The 15,465-nt window shown below is 62.8% G+C and carries 12 protein-coding genes; 4 read left to right on the plus strand and 8 right to left on the minus strand.

The window, feature by feature from the left end; all coding sequences use genetic code 11:
* Positions 1–9: 9 nt before the first annotated feature.
* The 7 genes from AAG612_RS00985 to AAG612_RS01015 form a co-directional block, all read right to left on the minus strand.
* A complete protein-coding gene (locus AAG612_RS00985; protein ID WP_342506336.1) occupies positions 10–1,578 on the minus strand; it encodes an ATP-binding protein in 1,569 nt (522 codons plus the stop codon).
* A gap of 11 nt (positions 1,579–1,589) precedes the next feature.
* The gene (locus AAG612_RS00990) at positions 1,590–2,312 is read right to left on the minus strand and encodes a response regulator transcription factor (RefSeq protein ID WP_342506338.1); all 723 of its coding nucleotides are present in this window, start codon (positions 2,310–2,312) and stop codon (positions 1,590–1,592) included.
* An 11-nt stretch (positions 2,313–2,323) separates the two neighbouring features.
* Positions 2,324–3,964 (minus strand): DUF4153 domain-containing protein, encoded by a 1,641-nt coding sequence (locus AAG612_RS00995; RefSeq protein WP_342506340.1) that lies wholly within the window; start codon positions 3,962–3,964, stop codon positions 2,324–2,326.
* Between the two features lie 308 nt (positions 3,965–4,272).
* The gene (locus AAG612_RS01000; protein WP_342506343.1) at positions 4,273–6,216 is read right to left on the minus strand and encodes an SGNH/GDSL hydrolase family protein; all 1,944 of its coding nucleotides are present in this window, start codon (positions 6,214–6,216) and stop codon (positions 4,273–4,275) included.
* Positions 6,216–8,063 carry a hypothetical protein gene (locus AAG612_RS01005; protein WP_342506344.1) on the minus strand — a complete coding sequence of 616 codons (1,848 nt, stop codon included), beginning with the start codon at positions 8,061–8,063 and terminating at the stop codon, positions 6,216–6,218. The genes AAG612_RS01000 and AAG612_RS01005 overlap by 1 nt, the downstream gene beginning before the upstream one ends.
* A 74-nt stretch (positions 8,064–8,137) precedes the next feature.
* Entirely contained in the window at positions 8,138–9,622 is a 1,485-nt protein-coding gene (locus AAG612_RS01010) for a patatin-like phospholipase family protein (protein ID WP_342506346.1), read from the minus strand.
* A gap of 173 nt (positions 9,623–9,795) precedes the next feature.
* Complete coding sequence (locus tag AAG612_RS01015; protein ID WP_342506348.1) at positions 9,796–10,218, minus strand: hypothetical protein; 423 nt, start codon at positions 10,216–10,218, stop codon at positions 9,796–9,798.
* A 132-nt stretch (positions 10,219–10,350) separates the two neighbouring features.
* Here AAG612_RS01015 and AAG612_RS01020 point away from each other — a divergent pair, with 132 nt between their 5' ends.
* From AAG612_RS01020 to AAG612_RS01030, 3 genes are all read left to right on the plus strand, one after another.
* On the plus strand, positions 10,351–11,433 hold the full coding sequence (locus tag AAG612_RS01020; protein WP_342506349.1) for a tetratricopeptide repeat protein: 1,083 nt from the start codon (positions 10,351–10,353) through the stop codon (positions 11,431–11,433).
* Positions 11,434–11,561: 128 nt separating this feature from the next.
* Complete coding sequence (locus AAG612_RS01025; protein ID WP_342506351.1) at positions 11,562–13,139, plus strand: peroxidase family protein; 1,578 nt, start codon at positions 11,562–11,564, stop codon at positions 13,137–13,139.
* A 68-nt stretch (positions 13,140–13,207) separates the two neighbouring features.
* The gene (locus AAG612_RS01030) at positions 13,208–14,050 is read left to right on the plus strand and encodes a hypothetical protein (protein WP_342506353.1); all 843 of its coding nucleotides are present in this window, start codon (positions 13,208–13,210) and stop codon (positions 14,048–14,050) included.
* A gap of 48 nt (positions 14,051–14,098) precedes the next feature.
* On the opposite strand, the gene AAG612_RS01035 is transcribed toward AAG612_RS01030, so the two are convergent.
* A complete protein-coding gene (locus AAG612_RS01035; protein ID WP_342506355.1) occupies positions 14,099–14,725 on the minus strand; it encodes an alpha/beta hydrolase in 627 nt (208 codons plus the stop codon).
* A gap of 190 nt (positions 14,726–14,915) precedes the next feature.
* On the opposite strand from AAG612_RS01035, the gene AAG612_RS01040 reads away from it, so the two are divergent.
* The gene (locus AAG612_RS01040) at positions 14,916–15,446 is read left to right on the plus strand and encodes an RNA polymerase sigma factor (protein WP_342506357.1); all 531 of its coding nucleotides are present in this window, start codon (positions 14,916–14,918) and stop codon (positions 15,444–15,446) included.
* Positions 15,447–15,465: the final 19 nt, after the last annotated feature.

Here is a 15,465-nt window from a genome sequence, read left to right on the forward strand (position 1 = left end):
GACCCGCCCCTATCTTCGTTCGGTGACCGGCAGCTCGATCACGAAGACTGCGCCTTGCTCGCTGGCTTCGAGATGCAGCGAACCGCCCGTCGCTTCGACCAGCGACCGGATGATCGGCAGGCCGAGGCCGCTGCCACCGGTGGCGCGCCGGGTGGTGAAGAAGGGTTCGAAGATACGCTCGCGATCGGCGGAAGGGATGCCGGGGCCATTGTCTTGGGCACGGATGGTCACTGTTCCGTCGCTGTCCTGCGCGGTGAAGGCGATGCGCGTGGCCCCTGCCTGTCGGCTATTCTCGATCAGCGCGCTCGCAATCGCGTCGAGCGAGGCTTCGGGAATGGCAAGGGCCGCCATGTTGTTCGCGATGCGCGTCGTCACGTCGAATTCGGGGCTGCGGGCAGCATCGGCAAGGCGGTTGAGCACGGCTGCCAGGTTGGCCCGCTCCCCCTCGTTGCCGGCACCCAAGTCCGCCCGCGCGAGATCGAGCAGGCGTGTGGAGAGCAGCGTCAGGCGGCTGACATCCGCATCGGCATTGGCGAGGAAGCGACCGCGTTCCTGCGCCGACATCGTGTCGCCATGGTCGGCGAGGATTTCCAGCGCGCCGCGAATGCCCGAAAGCGGCGTCTTGAATTCGTGGCTGACCGCATGCGCGAAATCGCGCAGGTAGCGCGAGCGCCGGTCGATCGCCGCCTCCATGCGAGCGAAATCCTCGTATAGGCCCTGAATCTCGATCGCTGCGGTGCGGGGCGGTTCGGGCACGCCGCCTCGTCCGCTCGCGAGCGTGCGGGTCGCGCGACCCAGCGCTTCGATCGGGCGCACGACGCCGCGTGAGAGGAGCCCGCTCAGTACGATCAGCAGCAAAAAGATGGCAGCAATGCCCAGCGCGATCTTGCCCCGGTCGGCATAGAGGCCCTTGAACAGGCTGCGCGCGGAACGCGACAGCAGCAACACGCCGACGATTTCGCCGTCGACGGTAATCGGGCGCGCATGATGCACCCGCACCGCCGCCGCGCGCGACAGCCATTCGAACCGATAGGTCGCGCGGTAGGAGCCATTGCGGCGCAACACGGTGGCCGGCCGCCCGGCGAGCGCGGATCGAATTTCGGGCAGGGTTGCCAGACTCTCGCCAGCCCCGGGCTGCGCGATCCGCCCCCTTCCGTCCAGTATCATGATCGACGAAAGCGTCACCTGCCGCGTTCGGGCGACAACAGGTGCGATATCCTGCGCCAGTCTCACCGCGCGCGGATCTGCGGCGTCGGCCACCCGACGAGGTATGGGCCGCTCGCTCAGGATAGCGCTGCTGCTCAGATCGATGGTCGGCGGTTCGGGCCGCCAGTCGGTCGCGTCCGGGACGGTAGGTCGCGCGCCGGGCCATTGAGCGGCGGAGGCGGCTGCGATCGCCGCCCCCTGCGCCACCAGCTCGGCCTCGGTCTGGCGGACCAGCGTGTTCTCGTAGACCCGCAGGAACATCGCCGCGATGCCGGGCAGGGCGGCGACCACGAACAGCGTGGCGAAGATGATCGTACGCAGACGCATGCGCGGCCAGCGGGCCTTGATCCATTCCTTCACTGCGCGAAGCATTTCGGACCGCGTCAGCCGTTCTGCTCGGTCGCGCGCGCGGGCAAGCAGGAGCCCAGCGCGTAACCCATGCCCGGCCGCGTCTCGATCAGCGTCTCGCCGCCCACTTTTGCGAATTTCGCCCTCAGGTTGCGGATGTGGCTGTCCACCGTGCGGTCGGTCACCGCGAAGTTGGGACCATGCAGCCGGTCGATTATGGCATCGCGACTGAACACCTTGCCCGGCCACGAAGCGAGCGTGCGCAAGGTGGTGAACTCGGTCACGGTCAGTTGGATGGCTGTGCCATCCCACGTCGCCCGCCAGCTTTCCAGATCGAGCGTCAGGCAATTATGCGCGATCTGCCCGCCGGAATGCTCGACATCGGGCGGCCTTGCGGAGACGCGCCTCAGGATCGCCTGCGTCCGCGCCACGACTTCGCGCGGGGAGAACGGCTTCACCACGTAGTCGTCCGCGCCGAGTTCGATCCCGAGCACCCGGTCAATCTCGTCATCGCGCGAGGAGAGGAACAGGATGGGCACCTCGCTGCTGGCCCTGATCCGCCGGCAGGCCTCCAACCCGTCCATCCGCGGCATGTTGATGTCGAGAATGACGAGATGGGGTTCGCGGGTTTCGATGCTCGCGAGGGCGGCTTCGCCATCGGCAGCCTCGATCGTGTCGAGCCCGGCTTTCCCGAGCGCGAACACTAGCAGCTGGCGGATATGTGGATCGTCGTCGACGACCAGGATCGTGCGGGGCATGGGGCACAGGATCACGGGTTTTCTCCCTGCGTCAATGGCGCGGGTGCGGCTGGTACGGATTCGGGCGGTGTCGATGGCTGCGTGGGCACCAGCTCGGGCGAACTCGGTGGCATTGTCGCGGGCGCAGGCTCGGCCAGCGCAGGCGATGGAGGAGGGGGCGGGCGCAATGCTCCATCGCAGTGCCTCCCATGAGGTGCTGGCAAAGGCTGGCGGGTGTCGCCGTCGAGCAGCGCCTCCGCCACTGCGAGCCGACGCTCACCGCGCCAGGTCCAGGCCTGCCAATTCGCCTGCCGACGTGCCAGATCGGCGTATTCCTCGGCGCTCAGGTAAACTGCCCGATCGCGCATGGCGGCGCTCACGGGCGCATCGCGCAATTCGATGAGCGGGATGAGAGCGGAGCTGCCCTGCCGCGAGAGGTAGCACAGGTCCAACTGCGCAGGACCGTGCAGATGGTCGACGTTCCACCGCGCCGCTACTGCGCCAAGATCGACGATGCTCGCCCCGGTGAGCACGAGTGCCGCAGCAATCGCATTGGCGTTGATGAGCCAGGCTGCGGATCGCCGGGTCATGAAGCGCCAGCAGATCAGCACGAGCCCGGTCGCGACCAGTCCCATCCACATGAGCGCGGCAATGCGCAGCACGGTCAGCGAGTAGGCGTCGATATAATCGAACAGCCGCAGTACGCTCGATGCGACGAGGAAAACGTTCTGCACGATCCATAAAAGCACCAGCCGCCGCACGGTTGGATTTCGCGCGGCTGCGGACCCGGGCTGCAGGGCGACGAGGACGAACAACCCCGCCATTAGCGCAGTGGCGATCAGCGTATAGGCGCCGCGATGGGCATAATCGGCCAGCGTGACGCCCTCGGGCAGAGCCGCGCCGCTCCACAAGAAGGCAATGTCGAGCGCATTCTCCAGCGCGAACACCGCGTTGAAGGCCACCAACGTGAGCAGCATCGTCGTGACCGAAAGATCGGGCAGCCGCGCATTCACCGCCTCGTGGTCGCTCGCGAACCGCATGGCCCGCGGGCGCAGGGTCGGCCACACCAGCACCAGCGTGAACGCGATCAGCACGGCATGCGGGAACAGCGTGCCAAGGCCCGGCAAGCGGATGGTGCCGAGCGCCGACCCAAGCACGGGGTTGGCGTGCGCGAAGAGCGCCAGGAATATCCCGCCGCCGATCAGCGGCAGCGCCAGCTGGAGCAGAATCGCCAGCGCGCTCCACCCACGGCGGCCCGGCAGCCTGCTGACACGCAGCAGGTCGTCAACCGGACCGACCGGGGCTCTCAGGCCGAGCGCGCCGAGCCGCAGGCCCCACCGACCGGCATGGTCGAAGCTGTGGCGGGGGAGAAGCGCCACTGTGCCGATGGCGACAAAGAACAGGGCGACGCCCAGCAGGCTGGGATCGTGGATCAGGGTCAGTGCGAACAGCAGCGCCGTAAAGATTGCGACGCACCCGCCCAGGCCTCGTCGAACCGCGGGGCGCACCAGCACGAGCGCCACCAGCCACGCCAGCGCGAACAGGCCGATCAGCGATCCGCCTTGATATCCGTAGAAAAGCACATCGGATAGCGCGAGCAGGCCGAGGCACGCGGCACCCTTGGCAAGAAAGGCAAACCGGGCCTTGGCGGGAATGGCATGTGTGGCGAGCATCGTTCTTCTCCGTCTGATCGACGGGATGATGGCGCGCGCCTGTGTCACCATGATCTGTCAGATGGTTTGGATGTCGACCGCAAATTGTGCAGATTCCGTGCAGAGGGAAATCCGCAGCTTTTCTCGACCCTGAGTGACGGGTTGGAGACCTGCAAGCCGATCCGCTCCCCCACACGCAAACAAGGCGGCTGGTGCGCGCAGCCGCTGGTCCCGATTTCTTTGATGGGACCAGTGGGGCTATTCCCGATCGCCGTTATCAATCCGCGTTGGACGGCTGGCCGATGGGTCTTTGAGTAAGCGCGGCCAAGCTATTCGAAGGCCTCGTCGAGAGTGGCCTGCGCATATTCCAGATGTGCGCGATATGTCGGATGGGCGGTCCCCTGGTGGAAATGCCTGCCGTTGGTGGAAAAGTGGTACTGCATCAGGATGCTGTCGTTGGGTATGCGGAACCACCGACCGTTCTCTACGCGGGCATAGGGATCGAAGTTTTCCGGGGTCTTTTCGGTAATCCATCGGCCATCGCGTGCCAGCGGCAACACGAGGTCCGGTCCATCGCCGATATCCGTAAGGCCATGTCCCCGGATCTTTCCAAGGTGACCGGTGATTTGCCGAAAGCCGCTATCCGCAACCGCGCGGTTGAGGCGATAGTGTACCCACATCGCCTGACACACTTCGCTATCGGTCTTCTCGGGCGTGTCGTCGCATTGGGTAAGCGGCAACTCGGGATAGAGCAGATCGGTATCGTCACCTTCGGGGAGGTAGTGGATTTCGAACCCCCATGGATCGTACCGCCACCCCCTGAAGAATTTGGGAATGATCCCCATCAGCGCATCGAACCCGTGCGTGCCTTCGTATTGTCCCGAAGGAGGCTGATCGTTGGCCGGGTTGTTGTCGCAAGGGTTCCCGCCGCTGCAAATCAGCGGGTTGGGATATTGCGCATGAAAGACCTTCGACTTCGCGATTCCGATCGCCGCCAGTGCTTCAGTCAGCTTGCTATAGGAGGACGGGAGGTCGGCCAGCTCCGTTTGAGCGGAATCCTTGCTTTCGCAAAGTCGCGCCAGCGGAATTCCGCTGCGGTCGTATGGACAAACGGCACCGGCGGACTTGCCGACAAGTCGCGGAAAAAGAAAGTCGATCAAATATCCGTTCGGCGGCAAGGCGAGCGTGGCAAGCACATCTGCAAAGGCCACGTCGTTGCCGCCCAGCGACAACAGGACCTTGTCGATCTCGCGCCGATCCGAACCTTCGGGCTGCGCATCCAGCAGCGTCCTCAGCTGAGCAAGCTGGCTTTCCGGCTCGCTTCCGCCGCCGGGCAGCTTCGGTGTCTCTTTGTCGATCACTTCGTCCGACACTGCGCCCGAGCAGCCCAGGTGGACGAGCGTTATGGCCTGCCTGTCATCGCGGGCGGCGAACGCTAGGCTCGAAAGGACGGGCCAGGAAAGCAGCGACCGGTGGCATGAACGATCCCACCAGATCGCCTCCTGCGCCAGATGTTCCGGCTTGATTGCGCTGCCCCAGCTGGCTCTCGACATGAATCGCTTGTTCAGCGGTGCATCGATGCGGCTGGGGACATCGGGGTTGCCTTCGCCGGATATGTAGCTGTCGCCAAGCGCAACAACCGCGAGATCCTTGAAGTCATATTGGACCTGCGCGTTCCAGCCAGTGTCCCGCGAGACGGTGACTAGGCCTCTTGCACCAGCGAAGCTTCGCCGTCCGTCGCCGGCCGGAACCGAAATCGCGGTCCAGTCATCGCAGCGCCCACTGACACTGGCGAGCGCGGTCGTATAGCTGCACTGCTCGTCACCCGCGGCGGCGACAGTCAGCTCGATCTGGTAGGACTGCGGGTAAAGATAGTCAGGGTCATACCTGCCCGGCCCATCCTTGTTCGACGGATTGGGCCCGAAGTTGGAGTTGCGCAGAATTTCCGAACGCCTGTATCCGGTTTCGCGATCGCTGAGCACCGCGAGATAATCGTCGTAGAACGTCTCCAGCGGGGCGTCGGGATTTGCCGCAAGCTTGTCCATCAGCGTATCGACCGCTGCAGCGGCCTCAGCGTCGGCGCCTGCAAACAGCCTGAAGCGATCCTTTACGCGCCATTCGACCTCGCTTGGCTGATCCACCTCTGACGCTTCCGCCAATTCTTGCGCCTGAGCGCTTTCCAGCGCTTCATCCGACTGTTGCGCCATTGCCGAAGCCGCTTGCAGTGGCCAGGCGACCATCAGGCAGGCGATTGCTGTATAAGACGATTTCATCATGTCGCTCCTTGGCATTCCGAGTCAGTCTGATCTTGGTCGGAGCGTCGCGTCGGGAGGGGCGCGACAAGGCCGTATTCCTCGACCGCCCGATTGCGGAACAGGATCCGTTCCTCGGGGCCCAGCAGAAAGTCGCGTGTCCGCCGCCACTCTGCGATGGTCTCCTCGCCATAGTCTTCCAGCACTTTTGGTGCCTTGAGATTGCCGAGCTTCGCCCAGTGCATCGAATAGTCGATGCCGGCGGCCTCCAGCGCCCGGCGGACGGACATTGCCCCTCGTTCGAGCGTGGTCGACAATTGGGAGAACGCGGCCACCATGTGCACGTCGCGCTCGCTCGTGGTGCGCAGATACTGGTTCTGCGCGAGCGCTATGGCCAGCGCCGATAGACCGTCGATTTCGATCACGGTGCAGTCGGCAAAGCGGGTGAAGCGGAGTGTACCTGCGGCATCGTGCACGAACCTGAGCGTGAAGACGAAGCTGGGCTCATGCTCCGAGCCGATCGGTTCGAGCGCCCTCATGGCGGCAGAGGTGTTGGCGCGATCAATCGCGAAAGAGGCGTTGTAGAGCCCCCCGGGAATCCCGCCGGTTATCTCGTCGCCGTGAATCTCGCCCCAGCTCCCGCTGTCAACGTAATCCCGATCGGGATCGACCTGGCCGGAGAACACCTTGAAACCGGCTTTCCAGAGATAGTGTCCAAAGGCGGAGGTGGTCTGTGATTCCCTGAAGAGCGCGCGCAGGATCATGTCGACCGCGGGATCGACCGGTCCTATCACCGGACTGGCTGGCGCGGCATCCGGCTGTGCGACAGAGAATGAGATTTGGGAGAGAGCGTCGCCGGGAACCGGCCGCACGCCTTTCACACCAGGTGCCAGGCTTGCGTCCCTGAGCGTGTAGACGAGATGCCCGGCCACCGGGCCGAAAATGTTGTGCGGATCCACCGTCAGTTCGTAGAACTGAGGCTCGCGGTCGGTGATGCCGAGATCCCTGGCTATCTCATCGAACTTACCCTGGTCGATTTTCTCGAACCAGCTCTGGGTAACGGCGTGTCGGAGCGCCAGCACATTGAACTGTTCGATCGGGCGCAGTTCGACGACCATCGCGTTCACGATGCCCATTGCGCCAAGATGGATCAGGGCATTATCGAAATGATCGTCATCGCTGATCAATGTGCAGCAAACCGATTTCTTCCGCGCCGGGATATCGGCGACGAGTTGCTCCATGTCGGCTTCTTCGAGCACCGGGGAGCAGGCCGGTTGCAGCCAGACATGGCTGTCGGGGCCGGTGACGATATGGAGTGCCCTGACCATGTTCTGGAGGCCGCCTTTGCGGAGCCGCGAGCCGTGTGTCCCGGTGCCGCAACTGCCGGCAAGGCTTTGGCCAAGATGGTTTCCCCCGGTTTCGAGCGAGAGATTGTTGGCCTCAGCAACGCTGACCAGTTCGCGCAGCCGCGTGCCGCCGCCCGCGATCATCAGATGATCCCGGTTTCCCTTGAAACGTTTGCTTACGGCGGGAGCCAGCGCGGTACTGTTCCAGGAAAGCCCTTCGGAGAGCAGCTGTGCGACCGGGGTGCCCGTCAGCCGCGCAAAGCTCCAGCCCTGTCCCACGGTGCAGGCAGCGAATTTACCCTGCGGGGAACCGAGCGTGCCACCGCCGTCCGCCAGATCCCGCAGCTCGGCAATATACTCGCACAACACTGCGGCGGTTGACCTTGCGGCGGCCAGCGGGTGCGCAGGATCGACATCGGAGCAATGCAGGCCGAACAGGTTCTCGACCGTCATTCCCAGTCCCCCGAGCGGCTCGCGTGGCTCGCCGGCGGTCAGGTTGTAGTTCGACCATTGAGCGAACATTCGCTTACTCTTGGCAGGCATATCGCGGGTCCTTCCCGGGCTTCGAATGAGACGAAAACAGTCGGCTGGCGATGTCAGCGTGCAGGCAGATATTTCTCCGCGCGCTTGAGGGCGGCTTCGCTCGGCAGGACTGGCCCTTCTTCCGCCAAACCTTGGGGTTCATCGATCAACGGTGCGAGCTGTTGCCAGCCATTATTGTCCGCGTCGTAGTTGGCTTTGCGCCAATGACCGAACGCAATGAGGCACTCCATGAAGGCCTTGTCGAAATAGACACCCTCGTCACGTTCGGGGCAGGGGAACGTGTGTGAGACGCCCCAGGTCACCTGCTGCCCGCTCATCCAGTTGTACCCATCGGCGCTGACCACATTCAGGCTGTCATACGGATATCGCGCCTGCATTTCGCCGATCGAAGCGACCTCGTTCTGGTTCACCAGGATCGCGTAGCCGCGCATCGCCGTGACATAGGCATCGGGGTCCGTATCAATATGCGCGTCGAGCGAGCTTTTGGGGACGACCGTTGGCCCGTTGCGGACCACATAGATGCTCGGCGGCGTGGCTTCGATCAGGCCGCTCTTTTCTGCTTTCTTCAGGTTCTCCAAGGTGCACTCGTTGGCCGCGCCCAGCGGGCTGCAGAGTTGCATAAGATAGATGTCCTCGGAGAGCTGAGCGAACTGTCGATCGATAATCGACAGGCGCACCCCGCCATCCATGAAGGTGCGGAAGTCGCCCTTCAAGCCGTTCTCATCGCCGATATCGATCTGCACCGGCGTGAGGCGCAGCGGTATTGCGCTGGACGCGAGAACCAGTCCGGTCACGCAATCACCGACATCTTTCTCCGAAAGGCCCGATCGGTCGGTGCCCAAGGGATGCTTCGCACGGATATATCCGCTGAGATCGACGATCATGAGGTTGTTTGAACGCCCCTCGACCATCGCAATGCGGATATTGCGTGCTCCCTTTCCATCCAGGATCGCGGTGAGCAGGCTATCCTTGCCGCGTCCGTAGAGTTCGTCGCGAAGCATCTTGCGCAGTGCACTCAGATCATGCTGCGATCCCTTGGATATCAATCCGATCATGCCATTCGCGCTCGCCGGATTCCCCTCCGGTAACCCATAGAGGTACTGCATACGCTCATACTGGTTCGCGCCCACGAACAGGGCCTGGATCGCACCCGTGCTGACTCCGGTGACAACGTCGAAGTTGCGATCGGCAGGTGCCTGCGCGTTGAGGAAGCCTGCGCCGAACGCTCCCCATTGCCCGCCACCGGAAAGGATGAGCATCTTGACGGGAGCTGCCGCTTGCGCAGCAACCCTCTCGACCGTCGCCGTGTCATTGCCGGAGAGAAGCAGGTCTTCGCCAAATTGACCGACAGAGTTTGTTGGCGGCCCTTCGGCGTATTTCTGGATGTCAGCAAATGACCGATGATCGTATTCTGTGATGTAATCCGCGAATTGAGGGCAGGGGAACTGCATCGGGTGCGACGCAAGAACGCTTTGCGGACCACTACATCCGCTCACGAGAATACCTGCAGCAATCAGGCATAAGATCCGAATTAGCATTTTGATCCCCCTGGTAAACCGAGATGCCGGAGCAATCTCTGTGGTCGCGAATCACTATTGCAAACCCCGCGTCCGAGAATCGTGATTCCGCTTTCACGCAATAGCCGGGTGGGTTAATCTGCGCGTAACTGGTCGTTTGAAGTAAGGGGCGTGCGATCAAGTTCCGTTTGCAGCTAATCGGGTCTTTCGGGCTTTATACGCCCGATAGTCGCCGCATCCCCATTACCAGCCAGAAAGGCATGGCTCTTATCGCCTTCGTCGCTCTCGGCCCGCATGGCGTCCGGGCGAGGCGCAAGCTCGAAGCGACATTCTGGGGTGAACGCGAGGATAAGCAGGCGAAGGACAGCCTGCGCCGCGAACTGTCTAATTGCCGCAAAGCCTTGCGTAATTTCAGTGCCGAATCCTTGCTCGAGATCGATATGCAGCGCGTCGCGCTCGATCTCGATATCGTCCAGGTCGATGCGCTGACACTGGCCGACAGCGATGCCAGGTCGCGGGCCCTGCCAGCGGTTCGAGGAGAATTGCTCGAAGGGATGGACCTGCGCGATTGCGACGCGTTCGAAGATTGGCTCCGTTCCGAGCGCGAGCGAATTCAAACGTTGTTGGACGAAGTTGCCGAAACCCCTGCATCGACCTTACTGGCCCTGCCGCCTGACCCCGAACCGGGCAGACCGCCTACGCATCCTTCACTACCGCCGAAGCCGAGGCTGGCGGTCCTTCCTTTTGCGATGATGGACGCTCGCCTGAACGAATGGTGCGGCGTGGCAATCTCCGAAGCGCTGGCCCTGTGTCTGAGCGAAGTGCCGCAGTTGCTGGTGATCTCGCACAGCACAACGGCTGAGGCCGCCCGGGGAGAGGTCAGCCGCATCGAGATCGCCAAGAGCGTAGGCGCGCGTTATCTGATCGATGGATCCTGCTTTCCGCACGAGGAGGGACTGCGCGTAATCGTCAAGATCGTCGACGGTGAAACCAGCGAGCAGATCTGGACGGGCGAGTTCGTGAACACGCAGGCCGACGTTGTCTCTCGCGAACGGGCTATCGCCGCTTCGGTCGCCCCGCAGATCTGGACGGTCATCGACACCAGCGAACGCCGTCGCTTTCTGAGCCGCGTCACGCCCGTCCGATCGAACTACGAGAAATACTGGAAGGCAAATGCCCTGTACCGCACCTGGCAAAAGGACGACGTTGCCACGGCCGCGCAAATGGCTGCCGAACTTGTTGAACTCGATCCCGCCTGCCCTTGGGCGCTCTCGCTTGCCGCGCTTACCCACGCACTCGCCCATGTCTTGGGCGCATTGCCTGCCGAAGCACGCGACCGCGCACTCGGCTATTGTGAAACGGGCATCAGGGTGGGCGGCGATAATGTCGAAACCCTTGGCTATTGCGCAGGTGCCCTCCTGCTGGCCGGAGGCGATCTGGAGAGAGCGGGGCGTATCGTGGATGGCGCGCTGCTGATCCTGCCGGACCACCAGCCGACGCTGTTCTGGGGAGGGTGGGGCGACCTGCTGCGAGGAGAGCCCGCACGGGCCCGGCAACGGTTCGAAACAGCATTGCGGATCAACCCGGCAAGCGGCGCGCGCGGCCAGATGCTTTGCGGCATCGGCTATGCGCGCATGATGGAAGGGCAATTTGTGGAGGCTGCCGCAGACTTCGCCCGATCGCTGCTGATTGCTCCCAATTTCCCGCTGGCCGAACTTGGCAGCAAGCTTGCCACTGCTGAGGAAACGGACCCTCCGCGCGAACCGGTTTCGGCCGCCTTTCTCAGGACGGCGCTGGAGAACCTGCCGGCAATCCTGCAGGCGCGATCCTAGTCCACGGGGGCCATACCCAGCTGCGCTCACGTGACGTTTTCACGTTTCCCAGACTGCCGCTTCACGCAAGCCGAACGTGGCTTGCTGCATCCCAGAGCGACCACACTGGCTCGCAATGGGAGACTTCAATGCTCATACCAACCGGACACGGCAGGATCGTCGCAATTGATCGCGACGGGATCACGCGCAGCAAATCGAACGGCGAATACGAGATCATGCCGCCCAAGCTCGACCAAGGATTCGTTGCACCGGGCCCAGCGAGCGAGTTCGGCTATATGTTCCGCGGTAGCGGGCTGGCCGAAGACCCGGATGCGTTCGACAAGCTTGAGCGGCTGGGCGCGGCGATGATCAGCGATAGCGGGCAGATGATGGGGCCCAGCGGCCAGCCCGCCATTCTCACCTACTTCGGTCAATTTATCGATCACGACATTACGCTCAATACCGATACCGATCCGGCGAGCCTTCCCGATTTTTCGGTCGCTCCCGACGATGGGAAGCTCGTTCTCAACGATCGCGCGCACGTAAAGGCGAACATCAGGAACGGGCGGAACCCGACCCTCAGCCTCGACAGTGTCTATGGCGACCAGTCGGATCGCGAAGAGCTGCTGCGCGACGGCGCGCGAATGCGGATTGGCGAGACCGATCAGGGCACACCCGAAGACCTGCCACGGTTCAAAGCCGTCGCCCCTGACCGCATCGACGATGTCGATATCTTCGCGTCGACGGCATTTGTCGCGGATGGACGCAACGACGAAAACCTGATTGTGGCGCAGCTGCATCTCGCGTTCCTGCGGTTCCACAATGCGGTGATGGACCATCTGGACGCGGCCGAACCCCATCTCGATCCCGATCAGAAATTCGCACGCGCCCGCGACCTGACGACGCTGCACTACCAATGGCTCGTCGCCAATGTCTATCTGCCCGGAATCTGCGACCGGCAGGCGCTCGAAACCGTCTGGCAAAGCGGTGCAGCGCGGTACCGCGCGTTCGTCGGGTCCGGAGCGGGCCAGATCCCGTTCGAATTCAGCGTCGCCGCGTTCCGCTTCGGGCATTCGATGATCCGGCCGGAATATGTCTTCAACGCCAATTTCGGGCCTGATGGCCGACTGGGACCTGCGACCTTGCGCGAAATGTTCGCCTTCACCGGAGGAGAGAATTCGGCATTCGCAGAAAACGCGAAGTTGCCAAAGGTCTGGGTGATCGACTGGTCGAACTTCCTTGTTGCGGATGACGATGCGCGCACTGCGCGGCCGACGGACACGTCGCTTGCCGATGGGCTGGACCGGCTGGACGTCATGATAGATGCCCTCAGGGTCTTGCCGGTTCGCAACCTGCGGCGATCCTATGTGCTCAACATTCCGACGGCCCAAAGCGTGCAAGCCGAAGTCGATGCGGTACCGCTCTCTGACAAGGAACTGCGCGGGTTCGGAAATGACCTGCTCGCGGATCTCGGCTACCTCGAGGATACGCCCCTGTGGCTATACATCCTGCTGGAGGCGGAATTGCGCGCCGGTGGCAAGACCCTCGGCCCCATGGGCAGCACCTTGGTCGCCGAGGTTCTGATCGGCCTGTTGCTTCAGGACAAGAACTCGATCCTGCATCGTGGAACGGGGAAAGCGGCAAGCTGGGTCCCGTCCGATGCGGGCCTTGGTGGCAGCCCGATCGACAGTTTCGAGAAGTTTCTTCGTTTTGCCGGTGTGATGTGAGGAGGATCGAGATGCGATCTGATTGTTCGAAGGTGCCAACGGGCACCAAGCTGCTCGCCTCGGTCGCGATGCTCAGTGTGCTGGCCGGATGTGGAGGGGGAAGGCAGCTGACCGCACCTTTCGTCCTCACGCCGCCCAGCGCCGAGCCCGCTTATATCGAAGTTCAATCGGCTAGCTTTCGATGTGCGAAAGGACCCAAATCGCACGCCGCCGTCCCAGCGGTAATTCCGGGCGTTGCGGCAGACTTCGTCATCAGCTTGGGCAAGAAACTCCTGAAGCAGATGCAGGAAGACCGAAGCGCGGTTTACGCTGCGACAGGGGAGGTCGAGGCTGGTTGCGGACTAGATGACGGCGTGACCGAAGGGATATTCACGGTAGAACGCAGTGCCACGAGCGGATCGGGAGCCCCGTACGCAACGCCCGCGTTCAAGCTTGAGGGGAACATGACGCTAGAAGTCCTCGAGTCTTCGGCGCAGCCTGCTCAGGGATCGGACGGTTCGAAGTCCCTTCATATTGCCTTCAAGGCCACGAAGGTGACTTATGGCCGCGCGGCCCCGAAGGCGGGAAGTGGCCGCAAAAGGGTCGTCTTGCTGGTCCAGTTCGCGGACCAGTCGGTCGTGGGCGCGGGCGAGCCCGATGCCAATATTTCGCTGACCTCGCCCTTGCGGATCGATCTTGGCAATCTGCAGGAAGGCTACGTCTATAACGAGAATATGCTGCGCCATATCTCGACGAGCGTGACGATCCCCTTTCCCAAGAACCCCACTCCGGTGATCACGGCGGTTGTCTTCGAAACCGAACGGGAATCGGTTGCGCTGGAAGCGCTCAGCGGAGCCTACGATTCCAATAGCGATGCGCTTGCAGACGTGCTGGTCAGGCTATTGGGTGGCGGCAGTAGCGCCGATCAATGAGGCCTTCGGCTGGGCGAGTTGGCTACCGAACATGGGACTATGCCCTTGCTATAAGCCGGAGTCCGTTCTCCGGCGAGTGAACTTTCCCATAGATCCGGCAATACGCTCAGGTTTATGTGTCTGTCGCAAAGAAGATGTCGCGAAGGTAAGCACCGATCTTCTCCCGGTGCTTGTGTGCAACATCCAGCTCGCCGAAGCACAGAAACGCATGGATCGTTTGCTCACCCTCCAGATGCGTACTTCGGGCACCGGCGCCGCCAGCGGCGAGATATCCTGATCCGAGCGGAGCGCAGCATGGTTCGCGGTATATGCGATCGCCGCGGCCTGAATCGCGGCTTTTTCGAGGAACAGATCGCCGCCGCCATAATCGACGCGCGAGACAAAGCGCTGGGCCGGGCAGACCACGTCCGTCATCGGATCGAGCAGCACCTGACAAGCGAGCTCGTGGCGACACGAAATCGCTGAACGCCGTGCCAGTACGGCGGCGAGATTGCCGCCCGCGCTGTCACCCATCACCGCCAGCTTGCCCGGGGCAAGCCGCAGTGCTTCAGCCTGCCCCGAGAGCCACGAAAGCGCGTCCTCGGCCTGTTCGATCGCGATCGGAAGGGGCGATTCAGGTGCGAGACGATAGTCCAGGCTGAGAAGATCGATGCCCGACAGCGCAGCGAGGTTCATTTCCAATAATGGTCTGGAGGGGGCCGTTCTGTGGGCCAGATCTCGACGATCTGCGCCTCATCGGCCGCTCATACTGGCTGCCCCGACTGGTGAATGAACTGCCGTTTGCGCAAGCATGCACAATGGGGTTGTCGCCCTGCGAAGGAATCTCCCCCGTTTAATCGCGGGCGCGAGCGAGTAAGAAGCGGCAGTGTCACACTCTGGCGAATCTCAAGACGGACTGGAGGCCGTTTTCCTGGCCAACCGGGAGACTCTTCTGCGCTTTCTTCGTGCGCGTGGAGCGGGGGAGGATGCAGAGGACGTGCTGCAAGACGTCTGGCTGAAAATATCGCGGGCGCGTACCGGACCGGTCGCCTCCCCGCTCGCCTACCTTTACCGTGCCGCCAACGCGTCGATGATCGACCGCTATCGCGCCGCACGGCAGGCACAATTGCGCGACGCGGCCTGGAGTGAAGGTCATGCCGGCACCGCGATCGGGGTTTCCGACAGTCCCTCGGCCGAGCGGGTGGTGGCAGGCAGGCAGCTCGCCCAGCGGGTGGAAGAGGCGCTCGCCCAGCTGCCTCCCAGAGCGACGAGCATCTTCCGTCGAAGCAGGATCGACGGTGTCGCCCAGCGTGTCATCGCCGAGGAGTTCGGGGTCAGCATCAGTACGGTCGAGAGCGATCTGAGGCAGGTCTACAAGGCTCTGATCGAACTCAGGGAGCAGCTGGATGAGGAATAGTGGCGAGGACTCCGTCATG

It is taken from the genome of Citromicrobium bathyomarinum, assembly GCF_038594605.1.
GTDB classification, from domain to species: Bacteria; Pseudomonadota; Alphaproteobacteria; order Sphingomonadales; family Sphingomonadaceae; genus Alteriqipengyuania; species Alteriqipengyuania bathyomarina_B.